Source organism: Mycobacterium sp. Dal123C01, assembly GCF_052566995.1.
On the sequence record NZ_CP199580.1, the window covers coordinates 1777310 to 1796783 of the forward strand.

Sequence of the window (19474 nt, forward strand, 5' to 3'; positions counted from 1 at the left end):
TCGGTCCTTTTCATCTCGGAGTCCTCCCTCGCAGGAATCCGTCGAAAATGATGTTGACGCCGTTGAGTAGCGGCTGCCCTTTCGACTTCGAGTATTCGGTGTACAGCACCTCGACCGGCTGTTCGGCGACCCGCCAATGGTTTTCGGCGACGAGCATGATGATTTCGTTGGCGTGGCTCATGCCGCTCATCGTGATGTCCAGCCCGTCGGCCACCGTCTTGTTGAACACCCGCAGCCCGTTGTTGGTGTCGGTCAGGCCAAGCCGGCGCCCGCGCGGGCTCAACCGCGCGGCGGTCTGCAGCACGATCCGCTTCAGAAGCGGCGGCCGGCTGCCCTCCTGCCCGCCGAACCGCGTTCCGATGACGATGTCGACGTCTTCGGCCGCAAGCCGGTCGATCATCGCGGCGACGTCCTTGACGCGATGCTGCCCGTCGGCGTCGAACGTCGCGAAGACCCGCGCCCCGGGCTGCTTGCGGGCGTACTCGATGCCGGTCTGGATGGCTGCACCCTGACCCAGGTTGACCGGATGGCGCACCAGATGAGCGCCGGCTCGCCTGGCAATTTCGCCGGTGTCGTCGGTGCTGCCGTCGTCGACGCACACCACGTGGTCGAAGACCGAGCGCACGTCGGCGATCACCTCACCGATGACCGTGGCTTCGTTGAAGGCCGGAATGACGATCCAGACGCCGGGGTAATCCGTTTCAGTGGGCATTTAAGCCCACAAGGTACACGCTGGACCAGGTGGATCAGCCAGCTGAGCGTCCGGCGCGCGCCAGGGCCACCAGGTGCACGCCGATTCCCACCAGCGGACCGCACAGCAGCGCAACCACGGTGCGGGTCTCCAGCGGCAGCGGCAGCAGTAACAGCAGTCCCGACGCCAGTGTCGCCCCGACCCACCCCAGCGCATACGCCCGATGCAGTTTGGCCGCGACCACGGCGGCGCCGGTGAGCATCAGCATGCCGATCGCCACCGCAGCCGCTGTGAGCCACGCCAACAGTGCGCTGCCGGCGTCGTACTGAGACCCGAAGGCGACCCGCAGCAGCCACGGCCCCACCACGCCCGCCGCCAGCACCCCGACTGCGCCGATCCCGCCGAGGACCCACGTCGGGCCGATCAGCGCCCGAAGGCGGTTGGCGCGCTCGTCGACGAAATGAGCGATGAGGTTGCCTTGCATGGTCATCAGGGGCACCAGCACCGGCGCCCGGGTCAGCGTCACCGCGAGGATGATCACGCCGCCTCGTGCCCCGAGCTCAGTCGAGGTCAACCTGAGCAGCACCGGGAATCCCATCACCAGGATCGCGTTGGCGCCGGCCGCGGTCACCGAATGGGCGGTGCCGCGCAAGAAGATCGCGGTGCTGCCGGGCGCCCGCAGGTGAGCTGTCGCGCGTGCGGTGGGTGAGACCACCAGCATGATCAGCCAGGCCACCGCGCCGGCCACGCTTGCCCACAAGAACCCGACCAGGCCCCAGCCGAGCACGAACGTCGCCGCGGCGACCGCCGCCCGGATGGCCGCGTCGGCCACCATCAGTGCCCCATAACGGGTCCACTGATCGGTGCCGGCAAACATCCCCAACAGGGTGCAGTGCAGGCCAAACCCAACCAGGCCAACACAGAGCAGCGCCACCGATAACCAGGGCGACTGCACGAACACCCACGCGCCCCACCACGGCGAACTGCCGGCGATCACGATGCCCGCGACCACGCCGATCAGCGCGGCAACCCGCAGCGGATGGGTGTGTGCTCCGCTGGGTTCCGGCGGCACATCGATGTAGCGCGCGGCGCGGATCTCGCGGGTGGTTTCTTGCAGCAGCCCGTTGGCGGCGCCGGCGACCATGCCGGTTGCCCCCCAGAACACCCCGAGTACTGCGAAGCCGCTCGGAGCCAGGTCACGAGCGGCCAGGTACATCACCGCGTAGCCGCACACCGCCGTCAGTGCGGTCGCGATGCCGACCCGGGCCATACTGCCGCGCGCGATCGGCCCCTGGGACGCTCCCGCGGCTCCGGTAGCTCCCACGGAGGATGCCGCACCGCCGACTTCGGTCACCGGGGCGGCACTTTCGGCCCACGGACCCGATGCATCGCCACAATTTGAAAATAGTAAGCGCATCGGTGCTGATGGCTGGCAACGGCGAGCGGCTTCGCTAGTGTGGGCGGCTGTCGGGAAGGATCCATGGCTGCCTTTCGCATCTTCGGGATTTCGCTGTTAGTTACCTTGGCGGCGCTGGCGCTCGGATACGCCCACGGCGGGCTCAATGCCCTCTTCCTGCTGGTAGCCCTGGCCGTCCTCGAGGTGTCGTTGTCCTTCGACAACGCGATCATCAACGCCGCGGTGCTGAAGCGGATGAGCCCGTTCTGGCGGCAGATGTTTTTGACGATCGGGATAGTGATCGCCGTATTCGGCATGCGGCTTGTCTTCCCCTTGCTGATCGTGTGGGCGACCGCGGGCGTCCACCCGGTGCGCGCGCTGGACTTGGCACTCAATCCGCCGCCGCACGGCGCACTGGTATTCGCGGACGGCTCGCCCAGCTACGAAAAGCTGGTCATGGCGGCCCATCCGCAGATCGCGGCATTCGGCGGAATATTTCTGCTGATGCTGTTCCTGGATTTTGTCGTTTACGACCGAGACATCAAGTGGCTCAAATGGTTTGAGATCCCATTTGCTCGCATCGGTCGTCTTGCTGAGGTATCGGTGGTGGTCTCCGCCGGTGCGCTGGTCTTGGTAGGCACGCAGTTGACCCACTCCAGCGACGAATGTGCGACGGTGCTGACGGCCGGGTTGCTGGGCCTGGTGACGTACCTGATCGTCAACGGTTTGAGTCAGGCGTTCAGACCATCGGAGGCCGACGCCGGCCCAACGACGTCGGCAGCGGCGCTGGCGACGGGCAAGGCCGGGTTGACGTTGTTCCTGTACCTCGAGGTGCTGGACGCGGCCTTCTCGTTCGACGGGGTCACCGGCGCCTTCGCGATCACGTCGGACCCGATCATCATCGCCCTGGGTCTCGGGCTGGTCGGCTCGATGTTCGTCCGGTCGATCACGGTCTATCTGGTCCAGCAACAGACGCTGGACCGATACGCGTACCTGGAACACGGTGCGCACTGGGCGATCGGCGCGTTGTCGGTGATCATGCTGCTGTCCATCGAGGAGCACTATCGGATCCCCGAGGTCGCCACCGCCTCGGTGGGCGTGCTCTTCATCGGGTCGGCGTTCGGGTGGAGCGTCCTGCGCAACAGGCGCGACGTGTGACCCGCCAGAAGCGTTAGTGCCCTTCGGCTTTGAACCGCTCGATGGAGCGCTCCACCTCGGCTTCGGCTTCGGCGCGGCCCACCCAGTCCGCCGTCTTGACGTACTTGCCCGGCTCCAGCGCCTTGTACTGGGAGAAGAAGTGCTTGATGACGTCCAGTTCGTAGGCCGGCACGTCGCCGATGTCCTGGATGTGATCCCACCGGTGGTCGCCGGCCGGAACACACAACACCTTGGCGTCGCCGCCGGCCTCGTCGGTCATCTCGAACATCGCCACCGGCCGCGCCTCGACCAGCACGCCGGGGAATAGTGGCTGCGGCAACAGCACCAGGGCGTCCAACGGGTCGCCGTCTTCGCCGAGGGTGTCCTCGATGAACCCGTAATCGGTCGGGTAGACCATCGACGTGTACAGGTAGCGATCCAGCTTCACCCGCCCCGTCTTGTGGTCGACCTCGTACTTGTTCCGCTGGCCTTTCGGGATCTCAATGACCACGTCGAATTGCACTGTCTCGGCTCCTTCGAAGAGAAGTAAAACTGGGTGGACGCGGGTAGGTCGGTTGCGTCGCGGATCACCCTAGTCGAGCGGGTTGCGGCAGATTCGGCAGAATAGGACCAAACAGTCGGGAGAGTGATGGGTCGTACTCGCTGGCGGAAATCCACCCAGGCGCTGATCGGATTGGCCGTGCTGGCGTTCGTCGCCGCCGTGGTGGCCGCGGCAACTTTCTTCACGACGGGTGGACACGGCACTGGCGGCGCGCATGTTCCCGTACCGCCTCCGCGGCCACCGGTTGTGAAGCCGGGAGTCGTGCCCGTCGCCGACACCGCCGAGACGCCGTCGGCTGGTGGGCTGGCCGCCGTGTTGGGGCCGGTGGCGGCAGATCCCAATCTGGGCCGGCTCGGGGGTCGGATCACCGACGCCATCACCGGAAAAGAACTCTGGCAGATGGCCGACGACGTGCCATTGGTCCCGGCCTCGACCAACAAGGTCCTGACCGCGGCCGCGGCGTTGCTGACGCTGGATCGCCAGGCCCGCATCAGCACGCGGGTGGTGGCGGGCAGCCAGAACGCCCAGGGACCAATCGTGCTGGTGGGCGCCGGTGACCCGACGCTGTCGGCAGCAGCCCCCGACGTGCCGACCTGGTACCGGGGCGCGCCGCGGATCAGCGACCTGGTGGAGCAGGTTCATCGCAGCGGCATGACGCCGACGGCGGTGCAGGTGGACACCTCGGCGTTCACCGGTCAGACGATGGCGCCGGGCTGGGATCCTTCCGACATCGACAACGGCGACATCGCGCCGATCGAGTCGGTGATGATCGACGCCGGGCGTATCCAGCCCAGCACCGTCAACTCACGGCGGTCCAAGACTCCGGCGCTGGACGCGGGCCGGGAGCTGGCCAAGGCACTCGGCATGGATCCCGCCGCGGTGACCATCGCCTCCGCCCCGTCCGGGGCGCGGCAGCTGGCGGTGGTGCAATCGGCCCCATTGGTCCAGCGGCTCTCGGAAATGATGGATCATTCCGACAATGTGCTCGCCGAATGCATCGCGCGTGAGGTGGCCGCGGCGATCAACCGTCCGCGCAGCTTTCCGGGCGCGGTCGACGCGGTGACCAACCGGTTGAGCACCGCGCATATCGACACCACCGGCGTAGCGCTGGTGGACTCCAGCGGGCTATCGGTCGACGACCGCTTGACGGCTAAGACTCTCGACGGGACGGTGCAGGCGGCCGCGGGCCCAGACCAGCCGTCGTTGCGGGCGCTGCTGGATCTGCTTCCGATTGCCGGCGGCAGCGGGACGCTGGCCGACCGCTTTCTCGACCAGGCCAGCAACCAAGGACCGGCCGGCTGGTTGCGCGCCAAGACCGGCTCATTGACCGCCATCAACTCGTTGGTCGGAGTCGTCACCGACCGCAGCGGACGCGTGCTCACATTCGCGTTCATCTCCAACGCCGCCGGCCCCAATGGACGCAATGTGATGGACGCCCTGGCCACCAAGCTGTGGACTTGCGGGTGCACATGACCGCATCGTCGGATTTGACCCTCGGTAGCGCTGTCGACTGGCGATTCGCGGCCACCGTCGGCGTTCGGCTGGCCCGGCCCGGTCCGCCGACCAGCGACTACACCCGCAGCCAGGCGATCGACGAATTGGTGAGTTCGGCGACGAAAGCCGAACCGCTGGTACGCGACGTCACGGGGCTGGCTACCAACGACGAGGTGCCGGCGGCCCGCATCGTCGATCGCGCGCAGTGGGTTCGCGCGGCGGCGGACTCGATGCGGGTGATGACCAACGGGACCGAAGAGCCGCAGGGGTTTCTGACCGGCCGGCTCACGGGTGCGCAGACGGGCGCCGTGCTGGCATTTGTGGCTTCCGGGATTCTGGGCCAGTACGACCCGTTCGCCGCCGATAAAAAGGGCTGCCTGCTGCTGGTATATCCGAACGTCATCGCCGTCGAGCGTCAGCTCCGGGTGGTGCCGGCCGATTTCCGGCTGTGGGTGTGCCTGCACGAGGTGACCCACCGGGTGCAGTTCACCGCCAACCGCTGGTTGCCCGACTACATGTCGGACGCGCTGGGCTTGTTGACCCGCGACGCCGGCGATGACATCGGGGAAGTGGCCGGCAGGCTGGCCGAGTACGTGCGCAACCGCGGTCTGGGCACGTCCGACGCTTCGGCGTCGGGGATTGTCGGCCTGGTGCGCGCAGTTCAGTCCGAGCCGCAGCGCAAGGCCCTGGATCAGCTGCTGGTGCTTGGCACGCTGCTGGAGGGGCACGCCGAGCACGTCATGGATGCCGTCGGGCCGAAGGCGGTGCCGTCGGTGGCCACCATTCGCGGTCGATTCGACGACCGCCGTCAACGTAAGCAACCGCCGCTGCAGCGCCTGCTGCGCGCCCTGCTGGGTCTCGACGCCAAGCTCAGCCAGTACACCCGCGGCAAGGCGTTCGTCGACCAGGTGGTGGGCCGGGTCGGAATGGAGCGGTTCAACACCGTCTGGTCGGGCCCCGAAACGCTGCCGCTGCCCGCCGAGATCGAAGAGCCCCAGCGATGGATCGACAGGGTCCTGTAGGCCAGCTGCGCGCGGCCATCGAGGCGTACGCGAAGGCCTATCTGGACACCGCCGACCAATGGTGTGTGGCGCTCTCGGGCGGGCCGGACTCGCTGGCGCTCACTGCCATGGCCGCCCGGCTGCGGCCCACCACCGCGCTGATCGTGGACCACGGCCTGCAGTCTGAGTCGGCCGCCGTCGCCGAAACCGCGCGCACCCAAGCCATCACGTTGGGATGCGTTGACGCACAGGTCATTTGCGTACATGTCGGCAGTGACGGCGGTCCCGAGGCGGCGGCGCGCGCGGCCCGCTACGCCGCGCTGAGTGCCTACCATCACGGGCCGGTGCTGCTGGCCCACACCCTTGACGACCAAGCCGAGACGGTGCTGCTCGGGTTGGGCCGGGGCTCCGGAGCGCGCTCGATCGCCGGGATGCGGCCACACGATCCGCCGTGGTGCAGGCCGTTGCTCGGTGTCCGGCGGAGCACGACCCATGCCGCGTGCCGGGAGCTGGGCCTGACCGCGTGGCAGGATCCGCACAACAGCGACCGCCGCTTCACCCGGAGCCGGTTGCGACTCGAGGTGCTGCCGCTGCTCGAGGACGTGCTGGGTGGCGGCGTGGCCGAAGCACTGGCCCGAACCGCGACGGCACTGCGGGAGGACACCGAGTTCATCGACGGTCTCGCGGCCCTGGCGCTGCCCGGGGTCAAGGCGGACTCCGGACTGCAAGCCCAGGCCCTGGCGACGTTGCCCGACACGGTGCGCCGGCGGGTGATCCGCGGCTGGCTGATGGCGGGCGGTGCGACCGGGCTGACCGACAAGCAGATCCGCGGGGTGGACCTGCTGGTGACCACGTGGCGTGGACAGGGCGGCGTGGCGGTCGGATCCGATTTGCGCGGCGAGCGGCTGATCGCGGGGCGGCGCGATGGCGTACTCACATTGCGGCGCGAGCCGGTGTAGGAATCCGCAAAATTGTCGTCGCCGTTGGTTGTTCGGCCGCCGGCATGGCACGCTGTGGGCGTGGCCCAGATCTCCTCGGCGGTAACCCCCGAGCAGCCCGTGGACCTGTACCCGGGGGATATCAAGTCCGTGCTGCTCACCACGAAGCAGATCCAGGCACGCATCGGCGAGCTTGGCGAGCAAATCGGCATCGACTACCGCGAGTCGGTCGATGAGACCGGCCAGGACCTGCTGTTGATCACCGTGCTCAAGGGTGCGGTGATCTTCGTCACCGACCTGGCTCGCGCGATTCCGGTTCCGACGCAGTTCGAATTCATGGCCGTCAGCTCCTACGGCACCTCGACGTCGTCCTCGGGTGTGGTGCGCATCCTCAAGGACCTGGACCGCGATATCAACGATCGCGACGTACTGATCGTCGAGGATGTCGTCGACTCCGGCCTGACCTTGTCGTGGCTGCTGCGCAACCTCAAAACCCGCCATCCCCGCTCGCTGCGGGTGTGCACGCTGCTGCGCAAGCCCGACGCGGTGCGTGCCAACGCCGAGATCGCCTATGTGGGCTTCGACATTCCCAACGAGTTCGTCGTGGGCTACGGCCTGGACTACGACGAGCGCTACCGCGACCTGTCGTACATCGGCATGCTGGACCCCAGGGTCTACGAGCAGTAGCCGACCGAGCTAGTCCAACTCCCAGACCGCGTTCACCGAGAAGCTCACCGTCTGCTGGCCCGGCTCCAGCGGAACCGCGGTGGCCATGGCTTTCGGCGGCGCCGACGGTACCCCGGCGGTCGGCGAGCTGCCGGACGCCTCGGAGATGGAGAGCACCCTGCCCAGTCGCAGCCCAGACAACTGGGCGTACTGGTCGGCACGGTTTTTGGCGTCGTTGAATGCCCGCGCCCGCGCGTCCTTGACCAGCTGCGAGTCATCGGCGATGGAGTAGCTGACCGACGTGATCCGGGTCGCGTCGCCGCCGGTACTGACGACCAGCGCGAGCATTCGGGACGCGGCATCGGTCGGGTGGATCCTGATCTGGATGGCGTTGGTCGCGCGGTAGCCCGTGATGGAGGCGGTGCCGTTGGGCTCGGGATTGCTATATTGCGGCTGCAGTGTCACCTGGGTGGTGCTGATGTTCTTGCGGTCGAGGCCGGCACCGGCAAGCGCATTGATGACGGCAAGCTGGCGATCATTGGTCTGGTTCATCGCGGCGGTGACGTCGGGTGCGCTGAATTCGATACCGACGTCGGCGGTCAAGGTATCGGGTACGCCTTGCACTTGGCCCGACCCCACCACGGTGACCTGACGGGGATTTGCCGCCGGCGCGGGGGCATTGTGGGAATCACACGCCGATACCGCGGCCATCGTGAAGCCGGCTGCGGCCGCAGCGATCGACCAGCGGACAAACCTCGGGGCGCTTCGTGCGATCGGCATGCCTGGCACCCTAGCCGTTTGGCGGCTCGCTACTCCAGGGGTTGCTCAAAGTCTGGTGCCGCTGTCGCCTTCGGCCGGGTTGCAATCTCGAATTGTTTTGCGTGAAAACCAGTTTGAAAACACCGCCATGGCGAATAGCTGCGCGATCACCAGCGTGAGGGGAAGATTTGCGGCGATCGTGGCCCAAATCAGCACGGGCGTTGCGACCGGTGCGACAGTCAATCCTGCGATCATGCCTAGGAGTTGCATTGTGCCCGCTCCGCTTTGGCTGCTGTTTCCCTTCATCGGTGTTCGCGGAGACGAACGGGAAGCGCGGTCAGTCCGCGCATCAAGGTGCTGTTTCGGTATTGCAGAATAATGTTGGGGTCCAATGTGATTCGTTCAAAGCGGGCAAGTAGTCGGCCGATCGCGATCTCGCCTTCAAGGCGTGCCAGCGCTGCGCCGAGGCAGTGGTGAATGCCGTGCCCGAACGCGAGGTGCGGGTTGGGGGCCCTGCTCACGTCGAGGCGATCCGGGTCGTCGAACTGCCGGCTGTCGTGGTTGGCACCGAGCAGCGCCACCAAGACGAGTTGACCCGCGGGTATCTCGACATCACCGACCCGCACCGCCTCGGTGGTGAACCGCATGGTGGCCATGTTGAGCGGGCTCTCGAACCGCAGGAACTCTTCGACCGCCGAGGGCATCAATGATGGGTCGGCTCGCAATGCCGCGAGTTGAGAGGGGTTGTGCAGCAATGCGAAAACGCCGTTGCCGATGAGGTTCACGGTGGTTTCGTAGCCCGCCAGAATCAGCAGGTATGCGGTCGACAGCAGCTCGTCGAAGGACAGTCCGCCGTCCACGTCGGACGAGTGAACCAACGCGCTGAGCAGGTCGTCGGCCGGCATGGCGCGCTTGTGCGCGATCAACGCGGTCAACAGATCGATCAGCGCATTCTCGGCCATCGTGAGTTCGGCGGGGTCGGTGCTGGTGAGCAGTGGTTCGACGTGCAGGCGAAAGCGGTCGCGATCATCGGACGACACGCCCAGCAGACTGCCGATGACTCCCAGCGGCAGCTGAACCGAGTAGGACTGCATCAGGTCGACCACGGCGCCGTCTGCGGCGGCAACCGCAACACGATCAAGCAACTCGTCGGCGATTCCGACGATGTCACGCCTCATCTTTCGCACGCTGCCGGCGGTGAAGGCTTTGGTGAGCAATTTGCGCAGCCGGGTGTGATCGGGTGGATCCTGCTGCAACATATGGCTGTTGAGCGGCGACCTGTGCGTATCGTGCTTGTCCGGTGGAAAGAACCCGGTGAGCCCCTGCCAGCTTTTGCTCAGCCGCGGGTCGGCCAATAGCGCGCGCGCCTCCGCGTAGCGGGTGACCAGCCAGGCTTGCGCCTCACCCCAGATCTCGACGCGATGCGCCGGGGCTTGCGCGTTCAGCCGGCGGTACAGGGTGTGCGGATCCTGGATGAATGCTCGGCCAAGCCGCGGCGAGTTCCGCGTCGGCGCGGGTTCTCCGCCGAGCTGGCACTCGTTCTGGCTCACCTCACCAATGGTGCGGCAGCGAGTGGGACCTATCCAGGACGCATGATTCCTGGTTGCCCGACACCTAGTTTCAGCTTTCGCCGAGCCGGCGCAGGCCGGCTTCCGAGGCCGAACCAGGGTCGGCCCAGTAGGCCACCAGCACGTGACCGGTCGCCGGCAGCATCATCTGCTGATAGTTGAGATGCAGCGTCCCCACCCGCGGGTGGTTGACTCCCAGGATTCCGGCAGCCTCTTGTTTGACATCATGGCGGTCCCACAGCTGGCGAAACCGGGGGCTTTGCTCGATCAACTCGTCGACCAGCCCGATCAGCTTGGGGTCTGGACGTTGACCGTATAAGGCCCGCACCAAACGGACCGCCCATGCGGTCATCGGCTTCCAGTTGCGATAGAAGTCCCGCGACTCCGGGTCGAGAAACACCGCCTTCATCGTGTTGACGCCGACCGCCAGCTGCGGTGACAGCGCTTCGGCGAGTTTATTTGCGGTAACGATGGTCAGGCCGGAGTCAACTACGGTTCCGACCGTGAGCGGCCAGCTGTCGAGCAGGGCTCCGATCGCGGGGTGTGGCTCCTGCAACGGCTCAATACGACCGTCAGTTGACTGATGGCGCATCAGGTTTCGCATGTATGACACCGCGTCGTTATCCAGCAGCAGCGCCCGGCTGATGGCGTCGAGCACCTGATCCGACGGATGCTCTTCGCGGCCTTGCTCGAGCCGCAGGTAGTAGTCGGTGCTGATGTTGGCGAGTATTGCCACTTCCTCCCGGCGCAGCCCGGTGACTCTGCGGCGCCCGCCGGCGGGCAAACCCACGTCGGCGGGCTGGACCAGACTTCGGCGGGCGCGCAGAAACTGCGCCAGCGCAGAGGCATCGGTCACGGAAGTTGACCCGCCGTCGTTTCACGCATCAGCATCGGCCCCTCCGTCGCGTCAAGCTGCGGGATTACCTCCTTCGGCCAGCATAACCAGCAGTTAGCTGGCAGCGGCAGGACGGGCGGTGAGACGCTTCGATCGGCGAGCGTGGGGCCTATGCACAAGTCAGCGGCGGTGTCCGTACCCGGGGCACACGCTCGGCGGCCGCGGCAACGCCGTTTGGTGATCGACTTATTCTCGCCGCGAAGGATAGCGGGTATCGTGTCAATCGCGGGAAAGTTCATATCTTGTTCTAATCATATTGATTTCCAATCACTTTCATTTGAACCACAGATATTGCCACGTCTCCGCATTGGCTCGATGAACAGTCATCTAAGCGGTAATGAATAGGCCCCGTGGCAGCTGTCATTTCCGGACGTCGCTGACCTAACGTGTCGAGTCGTCTGTTTCAGTGCTGCGAATGGCAGCTGAAAGCTGTTTATTAGACTGCCTTTTGAGGAGGGGATATGTCTTTTCTGATCGCGCAGCCGGAAATATTGGCTGTAGCTGCCGACGAATTGGGGACCATCAATGCCGCAGTGGGGGCGGGGAGTTCGGCCGCGGCGGGTCCGACGACCGGGGTGGTTCCCGCCGCCGCCGACGTGGTGTCGTTGTTGACCGCTGCGCAGTTCGCCTCGCACGCACGGCGATTTCAGGAGATCAGTGTTCAGGCCGCGACGGTCCGAGAGCGGTTGGCGGCAATGCTTGGCATCAGCGCCGGTTCGTATGCGGCCACCGAGGCCGCTAACAGCGCTGTGGTCGGGTAGGGGCGAGCGCTGATGCTGGATTTCGCGCAACTACCGCCGGAGGTCAACTCCGCGCTGATGTACTCGGGTCCCGGCTCGGGGCCGTTGCTGGCCGCCGCGGCGGCCTGGGACGGGCTGGCCACCGAGTTGGATTCCGCGGCGGCCGCCTATGCGGCACTGATTACCGGCCTGACCGACGGACCCTGGGAGGGGCCGTCCGCATCGTCGATGCAGACGGCAGCCTTGCCTCAGGTGGCGTGGCTGCGCAGCGCGGCCGGGCAGGCGGAACAGGCCGCCACTCAAGCCGCGGCGGCCGCGAGTGCCTATGAGGCGGCATTTTCGGAAACGGTGCCACCGCCGGTGATCGCGGCGAACCGGGCGTTGCTGATGGAGTTGCTGGCGACGAACTTTCTTGGCCAGAACACCGCGGCAATTGCGGCTATCGAGGTGCAGTACGGCGAGATGTGGGCTCAAGACGCGGCCGCGATGTACGGCTATGCCGGTGCGTCGGCCAGCGCGTCGACGTTACCGCCGCCCCAACCTGCGGCGCCCACGACCAACCCTGCGGGGCCCGCAGGCCAGGCCGCTGCGGTGGCGCAAGCGACCGGCACCAGCGCGGGTACCAACACGCAGGGGCTCAACGCGGTGCCCCAAACGTTGTCGTCGCTGGCCGGGTCGACGAATAATCCCCAGTCGACTCCCGCGTTTTCGCTCGGTGGAATCGCCATGAACTCCGATGGTGATGGGCTGCAGTTGAGCGGTCCGTTGGGTGATCTTTTTGAGGGTCTGACTGGGTCGCAGGTGTTGGACGCCAGCTCGCCGTTCGATGCGTTCATCAAATTGGTCTCGCCGACGCGTCTGTTTACCACCTCGTTCAGAGACGTCCAGCAGCTCGCGCAGGGCTTCGCACCTCAGGCCGCCAAGGCCGCTACCGAGGGTGCCGCCCAGGCGGCGGAGGGCGCCGCGAGGGCGGTTGAGGCTGTGCCGCACGCGCTTTCGGGGGCGGTGGGCAATGCCGCTGGGGCAGTGGGCAGGGCGGCGTCAGTCGGGGGCATGTCGGTTCCGGCTTCCTGGGCGGCCGCCGCCCCGGCGGCAAACCCTACCGTCGTGACGCTCAACGGTCTCGGTGCTGCCGCGGCGGCACAACCGGGGACTAACGCCGTCGGTGGGATGCCGCTGGCGGGTACCGGGGCCGGGCGCAGCGTGGCAACAGCCCACTTTGCTCCTCCCCGATACGGTTTCAAGCCCACGATCATCGCTCACCCCCCGGCGGGAGGGTGACGCGAAGGCCTCGACCGTTCGAGACCTTGATCACAACCGCCGGTGGCACGGCGCCGCGAGAGCGGATGATCGGAAACGTGCAGATTCACGAGTACTCCGGCGACACGCTGGAACAGATAGCACGTGAGAGCTTCGTACCGGTGGACTTCCGAACGGGACCCGACTTCAGCGGGCGGATAGCGCTGCAGGAGATGGGCCAGGCCGTCACGCTCTCCCAGGCTTACTCGGGAGGCCCGAATCGGATGCTGCGCACCGAGCGGATGGCCGCCAAGACGTCCGGAGAGGACGTGCTGATCTTCATTGTTCATGTCGCCGGTGCGACCAGCGTCCACCAGCGTGATCGCCTCGCCGAGCTGGCGGTCGGCACCGGAGTGTTGACTGAGGCGCGCAGTCCGTGGGAGATCGTCTCTCCGACCGAGACCAAGTGCCTGATGCTGACTTTCTCACGCGAGCTGCTGGCGCTCCGCAATGCAGAGATCACCGAAAGCTGTGCGCGCGGCATCGATCCCGTAGCGCCCGGCATGCAGATGCTGTCGAGCTATCTGAAACAGCTATTCGGTGCGGCCGACCGCCTTACCTGCGAGCAGCGGCTCGACGCCGGTCAAGCCGCAATTGATTTACTTGTGATGGCGCTACGGGATGTCACTCCCTCCGTGTCGGGCGAGGACGGCTCCGCGAGAGTGTTGCTCGACATGATGCTGACGCACGTGCGAGACCATCTGGCCGATCCGGAACTGCGGGTTGAGGAGCTGGCCCGGCGGCACTACGTGTCGGTCCGTCGTGCGTACACCCTGTTCGAACGGATCGGGACGACGCCCGGTGCTTACCTCCGCCAGGAGCGGTTGCTCGCAGCGCGGGCGATGTTGTCCGACCCGAGGTACGCCCGACGGGGCATATCGGACGTCGCAGCCGCCGTCGGCTTCCTCGAACGCCGGACGTTCGAACTGGCGTTCCGGCGCGAGTACGGGATGACGCCGGGCGGCTGGCGGCGCGAGCACCTCGGTTCCGGGCCCACTGCCGCGACCGAGCCGCAGAAAATTTCGCCAGGTTGTGCAGGAAAGCCCATGCCCAGCTGAGGGTCCGGTTTGGTCCACTGATCCGACATAGCGACCTCTCAGGCCGAATGCCCTGATTAGCGTCGCCTAATCGGAGGATCATGTGACGCGGGAGTACCCCTTCAATGAGTCCGATCGACTGAATCTCGACCCGACCTATCAGGAACTACGGCGCAGCTGCCCGGTCTCTCGCGTGGTGCTGCCCTATGGCGGGGAGGCTTGGCTCGCGGTCCGGTACGCGGACGTCCGCGCGGTGTTGCACGACCCACGTTTCAGTCGCGCGGCGGTCGTCGGGCGCGAGATCCCGCGGGTCCGGCCCGAGGTCGAGCAGAAGTCCGACTCGATCATGAACATGGACCCACCCGACCACACGCGGCTACGCAAGCTCCTGGCCAGAGCGTTCACTACTCGGCGGGTAGAAGCGTTGCGCCCTCGCGCGGTCGAGCTCACCGCCGAGCTGCTCGCCGGGCTGCGCGCGGCCGGGCCCGGTTCGGACCTTGTCGAGCACGTGTCGGTGCCGTTTCCGCTCACGATCATCTGCGAGCTGCTCGGTGTGCCCATCGCCGACCGGCACATCTTCCGGTCGGCATCGGACGCGATCATGTCGATGTCCACGATGACTCCACAGCAGCGACTCGAAGCTACCGACGAGCTCACGGCGTATATGGCCGCGATGGTGCAGCAACGCCGAGTCACGCCGACCGACGATCTGATCGGCGCGCTCATCTGCGCTCACGACGAGGGCGATCGTCTGTCCGAGGGAGAGCTGCTTGAGCTCGGCATCAGCATTCTCGTCGCCGGCCACGAGACGACGATGAGCCAGATCGGCAACATGACGTACACCCTGCTGACGCACCCCGGGCAGTGGGCAGCGCTGGCGGCTGACCCCGGGGCGGTAACGGGGGCTGTGGAAGAGCTGCTGCGATACAACCCGCTCCTTGGGTCCGCGGGGTTCCCGCGCATCGCGATCGAGGACGTCGAGCTCTCGGGTGTGATGGTGCGCGCGGGGGAGAGTGTCGTGGCCTCGCTCAATGCCGCCAATCGTGATCCCGAGGTTTTCGCCGACGCGGAGAAGCTGCGGCTGGACCGGGCAGCCAACCGCCACATCGCATTCGGGCATGGAGCCCACCACTGCCCGGGTGCGGGGCTGGCCCGAATGGAGCTGCAGGAGGTCCTCGGAGGTCTGCTGCGCGAGTTCCCAGACCTGCACCTCGCCGTGGCGCCCGACGAGGTGCAATGGCGAACGGGCGCCCTGGTCCGGGGTCCGCGGGCGCTGCCGCTGGCCTGGGGCTCTCGTGGGTGTAGCGATCGATGAGAGCGCCGCGGAGTTGAAGCCACCGGGCGGCAGTGAGTCGGAAAGCTATGTGCTTGTTACGGTTTGGTCGCTCTGCTGCACAATTGCGCTGCTGGCCGTTCTGATTCTGGCATTCGTCTCGGCATGTATTCCGTCTGGACGTTGACGATGCCAGGCCTAGGGCGTGACGAGAATCTTGCAGTGCCGCTCGGGGTCGGCGAGGTTGTCGAAGGCTGCCGCGACCCCGTCCAGGCCCACCTCGCCGGTGATCAGCGGGCTGACATCGATCTCGCCTTCGGCCAGCGAGCGCAGTGACTCGGCGAACTCCTCGGGGCCGTAGGCCAGCGAAAACTGCACGTTGATCTCTTTGGCAATCGCGAAGAACGGATGGAAGGTGTCGGACTCCATGCACACTCCGGCAACGACCAAACGGGTGCCCGACCGCGCTCGTAAAAGCACGTCGTCGATGATTCCGGGCACACCGATCGCTTCGAACACCACCGCGGCTTTGACAGTGTCGAACGGCGAACCCTGCGCGGCATCCAACGTCTGGTGGGCGCCCATCGCGCTGGCCAGCTCCCGTCGTTTCGGCGAAAAATCGGATGCCACAATGTTTTCCACGCCACGCGCGCGAAGGGCCGCGATGATCGCTATGCCGATCGGGCCGCAGCCCAGCACCAGGGCGGTCTCGCCCGGCGCGATGTTCGACTTGTTGACGGCGTGCAGCCCCACCGCCATGGGTTCGGTCAGGGCGGCATGCTTGAGGTCCAGGCCGTTCGGAACGGGCAGCAGCAGCAGCGCCGAGAGCAGCATCCGTTCGGCGTAGCCGCCGATGGTGTTGTTGCTGTAGACGATCGGCTCCACCCCCTTGGCGGACAACAGCACCGGAATCGACGTGACGATGGTTCCGGCCGGATGGGTGTCGGTGTCGGGTCCGGCTTCGAGCACCTCCGCACTGAACTCGTGGCCCATGAAGACGTCGTGTTCCAGATCGACGTCCATGCCGCTCGAGCCGCGCGCGACCCGCTCGGTCATTTCCAGCACCTGGTCGCCGTGCGCGGCGAAATGCAAGTCGGAGCCGCAGATTCCGCAGGCCCGGATCGCAACCAGCACCTGGCCGGTTTCGGGCACCGGGTCGGGAACGTCGTCCCGATAGACCATACGACCGTCGCGCAGCACCGAGGCGCGCATCAGGTCACCGCGCCTTCCTGCTCGCCGACATGCTCGGTGATGGCTTTCACGACGGCCTCGCCGGCTCGGCCGATCAGTTGGTCGCGATGGTCTTTGGCCCAGTCGTGCGAAGCCCGCGACGCCGCCAGCTGTCCCTTGAAGTGGGGAATCACCTTGCGGGCCATCAGGTCATAGGAGTGATAGGTCGCCTCGGGTGAGGCCCAGTCATGACCGAGCATCAGCAGCGTCCCGAAGCCGCCCGACCGTTCCAACAGGTCTTCGATGTGCGCGATGGCTTCGTCGGGCGTGCCGATGCAGCAATTCCCTTTGGACGCATAGTCTTCGACGAACTCGTAAGGTGTCTGCGTGCCCTCGACGGTATTGGCCAGCGGGACGAATCCGGCCGCGCCGAAGTAGTCGGCGAAATCCTGGAGCCCGTAGGTACAGTCGTTGATCGCCTGCTCGCGGCTGTCGGCGATGTGCATGATGGACAGGACTCGCCAGTCGGCCCGGTTCGGTTCGTCCCGGCCGACTTTGGCGGCTTGGTCGCGCACGATACCCCAGGTGGTTTCCAGCGCGGCGTAACCGCCGGGGACCGACATCGACAGCGACAGCAACGACGTACCCAGCGCGCCCGCGAGTCGCGGACCGGACGGCGAAATCATTGCCGCCGTAGAGATTTCCGGATAGGGCCAGGTGTACGGGCGGATATGCAGCTGCGCGTCGCGCAACGTGAACCAGTCGGTGTGGCGGTCGATTCGCTCGGTGGGCCCGGCGCGGAACAGGGCGAGGATCGCTTCAAGGGATTCCTGCATCATCGGCCGCTGATCGACCGGGTCGATGCCCATCATGTAGGCATCCGACGGCAGCGCCCCGGGACCGGTGCCGAACATCACCCGGCCGCGGGTCATGTGGTCCAGCAGCACCCAGCGGTCGGCCACCATCAGCGGATGATGGTAGGGCAGCGACACCACGCCGGTGCCCAGCCGGATGTGCTTGGTCCGTTCCGCGGCGGCCGCGATGAACACCTCCGGGCAGGAAATCAGCTCGTAGCCACCGGAGTGGTGCTCGCCGAACCAGGCTTCGTCGTACCCCAGGCGGTCCAGGGCGACGACGCGTTCCATGTCGTATTCCAAAGCCACCGTTGGGGATTGGCCGATCGGGTGAAATGGCGTGATAAAGAGGCCGAAACGAAGCGGTGCGTTCACCGCAGCTCCAATCCGTCGAGAAATTCCAGCAATATTGCGTTGACCTCGTCGGGTCTTTCCTGTTGCAGCCAGTGACCCGCGCCCTCGATCATCACCTGGCGGTACGGCCCGGAGACGATCTCGGTGGCGCGATCGGCGCGGGTGAAGGCGAGAACGGGATCGGCTGTGCCGCCGATAAACAAGCACGGCACCGAGATCTTCATGTCGGCGAGTTCGGCGGTGAGCTCCCAGTTGCGGTCGAAATTGCGATACCAGTTCAGGCCGCCGGTGAATCCGGTGCGCGAAAATTCGGTGATGTAGTGGTCGAGTTCGTCCTGGCTTATCCACTCCGGCAGCGCATCGGGTTCGGGGAGACGGTCGATGAAGCCTTCCGGGCCGGGTGCCACCATCCGAATCCCCGCGGCCTTGTCAGCGGATGTCCGTAGCCCGCCCATCATCCGGCGGATCGTGCGGGCGGGATCACCGTTGAGTTCGGCGTCGGCGATGCCTGGCTCCTGGAAATACAGGATGTAGAAGAAGTTTTCACCGAATGTCTTGCGCCAGGCCTGCGTCGGCGGCGTCTTGGAGCGCGGTGTCGCCGGCACGCTCAACCCCACGACGGCCGCGACCCGGTCGGGATGCAGCAGCGGCGCATGCCATACCACCGGGGCACCCCAGTCGTGGCCGACCCAGACGGCTTGCTCGGCGCCGATGTCGTCGAGCAAGCCGACGATGTCGGTCGTCAGCTCGCGAATGTTGTAAGCGTCGATTGCGTCAGGGCGCGAAGATCCGCCGTAACCGCGCTGGTCGGGAGCCAACACGTGGTATCCGGCCTGCACGAGCGCCGGAATCTGGTGTCGCCATGAGTAGGCCAATTCTGGAAAGCCGTGGGCCAGGACCACCACCGGAGCGCCGCGGTCGCCGGCCTCGATCACCCGCAGCCGCACGCCGTTGGTGTCCACTAACCGTTCGGTTGATGTCGGCACCGTCTCACCAAATCACAACGGCCCCGGACTGAGAAGTATCAGCCAGGTTGAAAACGGGCGTTCACAACGCGGCGGGTCTGGTAGACATCGCGGATACGACAGCTAGCGAAAGCGGGTGGACTCGGCGTGAGGCGGCTGGACCACATCGTCTTGTGGACGAAGAATCCGCGGGCATCGATGGACTTCTATACGAAAGTGATCGGGCTTGACCCGGTGCGCTTCGACGAGTTCGAAGCCGGCGAAGCGCCGTTTCCGAGTGTCCGGGTGAGCGAAGACTCGATCATCGATCTGTCGCCGGTAGCCAGCGGCGGTGCCACCGAGGCGCTCACTAAGGTCGAGGGCAGTGCCGGACACCCGGTCAACCACGTCTGCCTGGCCCTGTCGAAGTCCGAATACGAGGCCTTGGACCGGCGTCTGCAGGCCGCGGGGGTGGACACCAGTGCCCGCCTGAACCGCAGCTACGGAGCCCGGGGATGGGCGCCGCACATTTACTATTTCTCCGATCCGGACGGCAATGTGATCGAGGCCCGGTATTACGACTAGTCGCCCAGCCGTGAGCGTGATCATGGCGGTGCGGTGTCATGCCAGTGTGGCTTCTGCCAATCCCAGGCGTCCCCGAACTCAATTTGCCGTGCTCTGGGTCCCATCGGGAAC

Annotated in this window: 20 protein-coding genes; 10 read left to right on the forward strand and 10 right to left on the reverse strand. The window is 66.1% G+C overall.

Annotation, left to right across the window (positions count from 1 at the left end; all coding sequences use genetic code 11):
- Nucleotides 1-10: 10 nt before the first annotated feature.
- Together ACTXG5_RS08420 and ACTXG5_RS08425 are read right to left on the reverse strand one after the other, a co-directional pair.
- Nucleotides 11-712 (reverse strand): glycosyltransferase family 2 protein, encoded by a 702-nt coding sequence (locus tag ACTXG5_RS08420; protein ID WP_445163232.1) that lies wholly within the window; start codon nucleotides 710-712, stop codon nucleotides 11-13.
- 34 nt (nucleotides 713-746) lie between these two features.
- The gene (locus ACTXG5_RS08425; protein ID WP_445163233.1) at nucleotides 747-2108 is read right to left on the reverse strand and encodes a hypothetical protein; all 1362 of its coding nucleotides are present in this window, start codon (nucleotides 2106-2108) and stop codon (nucleotides 747-749) included.
- Nucleotides 2109-2171: 63 nt separating this feature from the next.
- On the opposite strand from ACTXG5_RS08425, the gene ACTXG5_RS08430 reads away from it, so the two are divergent.
- Nucleotides 2172-3245, forward strand: a complete 1074-nt coding sequence (locus ACTXG5_RS08430) for a DUF475 domain-containing protein (protein WP_445163234.1) — start codon at nucleotides 2172-2174, stop codon at nucleotides 3243-3245.
- A 13-nt stretch (nucleotides 3246-3258) separates the two neighbouring features.
- Here the strand turns inward: ACTXG5_RS08430 and ACTXG5_RS08435 are convergent, their stop codons facing one another.
- The gene (locus ACTXG5_RS08435; RefSeq protein ID WP_445163235.1) at nucleotides 3259-3747 is read right to left on the reverse strand and encodes an inorganic diphosphatase; all 489 of its coding nucleotides are present in this window, start codon (nucleotides 3745-3747) and stop codon (nucleotides 3259-3261) included.
- Nucleotides 3748-3873: 126 nt separating this feature from the next.
- Here ACTXG5_RS08435 and dacB point away from each other — a divergent pair, with 126 nt between their 5' ends.
- Genes dacB through hpt form a run of 4 tightly spaced genes read left to right on the forward strand, consistent with a single transcriptional unit; the run spans nucleotide 3874 to nucleotide 7906 of the window.
- Nucleotides 3874-5259, forward strand: a complete 1386-nt coding sequence (dacB, locus tag ACTXG5_RS08440) for a D-alanyl-D-alanine carboxypeptidase/D-alanyl-D-alanine endopeptidase (RefSeq protein ID WP_445164321.1) — start codon at nucleotides 3874-3876, stop codon at nucleotides 5257-5259.
- Nucleotides 5256-6302: a zinc-dependent metalloprotease gene (locus tag ACTXG5_RS08445; RefSeq protein WP_445163236.1), complete on the forward strand. Its 1047-nt coding sequence runs from the start codon at nucleotides 5256-5258 to the stop codon at nucleotides 6300-6302. The genes dacB and ACTXG5_RS08445 overlap by 4 nt, the downstream gene beginning before the upstream one ends.
- Nucleotides 6281-7240 (forward strand): tRNA lysidine(34) synthetase TilS, encoded by a 960-nt coding sequence (gene tilS, locus ACTXG5_RS08450; RefSeq protein WP_445163237.1) that lies wholly within the window; start codon nucleotides 6281-6283, stop codon nucleotides 7238-7240. Before ACTXG5_RS08445 ends, tilS begins: the two co-directional genes overlap by 22 nt.
- Before the next feature lie 12 nt (nucleotides 7241-7252).
- Nucleotides 7253-7906, forward strand: coding sequence for a hypoxanthine phosphoribosyltransferase (hpt, locus tag ACTXG5_RS08455; RefSeq protein ID WP_445163238.1), 654 nt, complete (start codon nucleotides 7253-7255; stop codon nucleotides 7904-7906).
- A gap of 9 nt (nucleotides 7907-7915) precedes the next feature.
- On the opposite strand, the gene ACTXG5_RS08460 is transcribed toward hpt, so the two are convergent.
- From ACTXG5_RS08460 to ACTXG5_RS08475, 4 genes are all read right to left on the reverse strand, one after another.
- Nucleotides 7916-8665, reverse strand: a complete 750-nt coding sequence (locus tag ACTXG5_RS08460) for an SIMPL domain-containing protein (RefSeq protein WP_445163239.1) — start codon at nucleotides 8663-8665, stop codon at nucleotides 7916-7918.
- A gap of 45 nt (nucleotides 8666-8710) precedes the next feature.
- Nucleotides 8711-8899, reverse strand: coding sequence for a hypothetical protein (locus tag ACTXG5_RS08465; protein WP_445163240.1), 189 nt, complete (start codon nucleotides 8897-8899; stop codon nucleotides 8711-8713).
- A 47-nt stretch (nucleotides 8900-8946) separates the two neighbouring features.
- On the reverse strand, nucleotides 8947-10194 hold the full coding sequence (locus tag ACTXG5_RS08470) for a cytochrome P450 family protein (protein ID WP_445163241.1): 1248 nt from the start codon (nucleotides 10192-10194) through the stop codon (nucleotides 8947-8949).
- 70 nt (nucleotides 10195-10264) lie between these two features.
- Nucleotides 10265-11068, reverse strand: a complete 804-nt coding sequence (locus tag ACTXG5_RS08475; RefSeq protein WP_445163242.1) for a helix-turn-helix transcriptional regulator — start codon at nucleotides 11066-11068, stop codon at nucleotides 10265-10267.
- Nucleotides 11069-11568: 500 nt separating this feature from the next.
- On the opposite strand from ACTXG5_RS08475, the gene ACTXG5_RS08480 reads away from it, so the two are divergent.
- The 4 genes from ACTXG5_RS08480 to ACTXG5_RS08495 all read left to right on the forward strand — a co-directional run bounded on the left by ACTXG5_RS08480 (nucleotide 11569) and on the right by ACTXG5_RS08495 (nucleotide 15498).
- On the forward strand, nucleotides 11569-11868 hold the full coding sequence (locus ACTXG5_RS08480) for a PE family protein (RefSeq protein WP_445163243.1): 300 nt from the start codon (nucleotides 11569-11571) through the stop codon (nucleotides 11866-11868).
- Nucleotides 11869-11880: 12 nt separating this feature from the next.
- Nucleotides 11881-13128 (forward strand): PPE family protein, encoded by a 1248-nt coding sequence (locus tag ACTXG5_RS08485; protein WP_445163244.1) that lies wholly within the window; start codon nucleotides 11881-11883, stop codon nucleotides 13126-13128.
- 26 nt (nucleotides 13129-13154) lie between these two features.
- Nucleotides 13155-14204 carry a helix-turn-helix domain-containing protein gene (locus ACTXG5_RS08490; RefSeq protein ID WP_445163245.1) on the forward strand — a complete coding sequence of 350 codons (1050 nt, stop codon included), beginning with the start codon at nucleotides 13155-13157 and terminating at the stop codon, nucleotides 14202-14204.
- Between the two features lie 82 nt (nucleotides 14205-14286).
- The gene (locus tag ACTXG5_RS08495; protein WP_445163246.1) at nucleotides 14287-15498 is read left to right on the forward strand and encodes a cytochrome P450; all 1212 of its coding nucleotides are present in this window, start codon (nucleotides 14287-14289) and stop codon (nucleotides 15496-15498) included.
- Nucleotides 15499-15654: 156 nt separating this feature from the next.
- Here the strand turns inward: ACTXG5_RS08495 and ACTXG5_RS08500 are convergent, their stop codons facing one another.
- From ACTXG5_RS08500 to ACTXG5_RS08510, 3 genes are read right to left on the reverse strand one after another with little or no spacing between them, the layout of a single operon-like run.
- Nucleotides 15655-16668, reverse strand: coding sequence for a zinc-binding dehydrogenase (locus ACTXG5_RS08500; protein WP_445163247.1), 1014 nt, complete (start codon nucleotides 16666-16668; stop codon nucleotides 15655-15657).
- The gene (locus ACTXG5_RS08505; RefSeq protein ID WP_445163248.1) at nucleotides 16668-17855 is read right to left on the reverse strand and encodes an LLM class flavin-dependent oxidoreductase; all 1188 of its coding nucleotides are present in this window, start codon (nucleotides 17853-17855) and stop codon (nucleotides 16668-16670) included. The genes ACTXG5_RS08500 and ACTXG5_RS08505 overlap by 1 nt, the downstream gene beginning before the upstream one ends.
- The gene (locus ACTXG5_RS08510) at nucleotides 17852-18820 is read right to left on the reverse strand and encodes an alpha/beta fold hydrolase (RefSeq protein ID WP_445163249.1); all 969 of its coding nucleotides are present in this window, start codon (nucleotides 18818-18820) and stop codon (nucleotides 17852-17854) included. The genes ACTXG5_RS08505 and ACTXG5_RS08510 overlap by 4 nt, the downstream gene beginning before the upstream one ends.
- A gap of 126 nt (nucleotides 18821-18946) precedes the next feature.
- Here ACTXG5_RS08510 and ACTXG5_RS08515 point away from each other — a divergent pair, with 126 nt between their 5' ends.
- Nucleotides 18947-19363, forward strand: coding sequence for a VOC family protein (locus tag ACTXG5_RS08515; RefSeq protein ID WP_445163250.1), 417 nt, complete (start codon nucleotides 18947-18949; stop codon nucleotides 19361-19363).
- Nucleotides 19364-19474: the final 111 nt, after the last annotated feature.

Coding starts and splice junctions, on each gene's coding strand:
- ACTXG5_RS08420 (WP_445163232.1), bottom strand. CDS start 712: ATGCCCACTGAAACGGATTACCCCGGCGTCTGGATCGTCATTCCGGCC.
- ACTXG5_RS08425 (WP_445163233.1), bottom strand. CDS start 2,108: ATGCGCTTACTATTTTCAAATTGTGGCGATGCATCGGGTCCGTGGGCC.
- ACTXG5_RS08430 (WP_445163234.1), top strand. CDS start 2,172: ATGGCTGCCTTTCGCATCTTCGGGATTTCGCTGTTAGTTACCTTGGCG.
- dacB (WP_445164321.1), top strand. CDS start 3,874: ATGGGTCGTACTCGCTGGCGGAAATCCACCCAGGCGCTGATCGGATTG.
- ACTXG5_RS08445 (WP_445163236.1), top strand. CDS start 5,256: ATGACCGCATCGTCGGATTTGACCCTCGGTAGCGCTGTCGACTGGCGA.
- tilS (WP_445163237.1), top strand. CDS start 6,281: ATGGATCGACAGGGTCCTGTAGGCCAGCTGCGCGCGGCCATCGAGGCG.
- ACTXG5_RS08460 (WP_445163239.1), bottom strand. CDS start 8,665: ATGCCGATCGCACGAAGCGCCCCGAGGTTTGTCCGCTGGTCGATCGCT.
- ACTXG5_RS08465 (WP_445163240.1), bottom strand. CDS start 8,899: ATGATCGCAGGATTGACTGTCGCACCGGTCGCAACGCCCGTGCTGATT.
- ACTXG5_RS08480 (WP_445163243.1), top strand. CDS start 11,569: ATGTCTTTTCTGATCGCGCAGCCGGAAATATTGGCTGTAGCTGCCGAC.
- ACTXG5_RS08485 (WP_445163244.1), top strand. CDS start 11,881: ATGCTGGATTTCGCGCAACTACCGCCGGAGGTCAACTCCGCGCTGATG.
- ACTXG5_RS08500 (WP_445163247.1), bottom strand. CDS start 16,668: ATGCGCGCCTCGGTGCTGCGCGACGGTCGTATGGTCTATCGGGACGAC.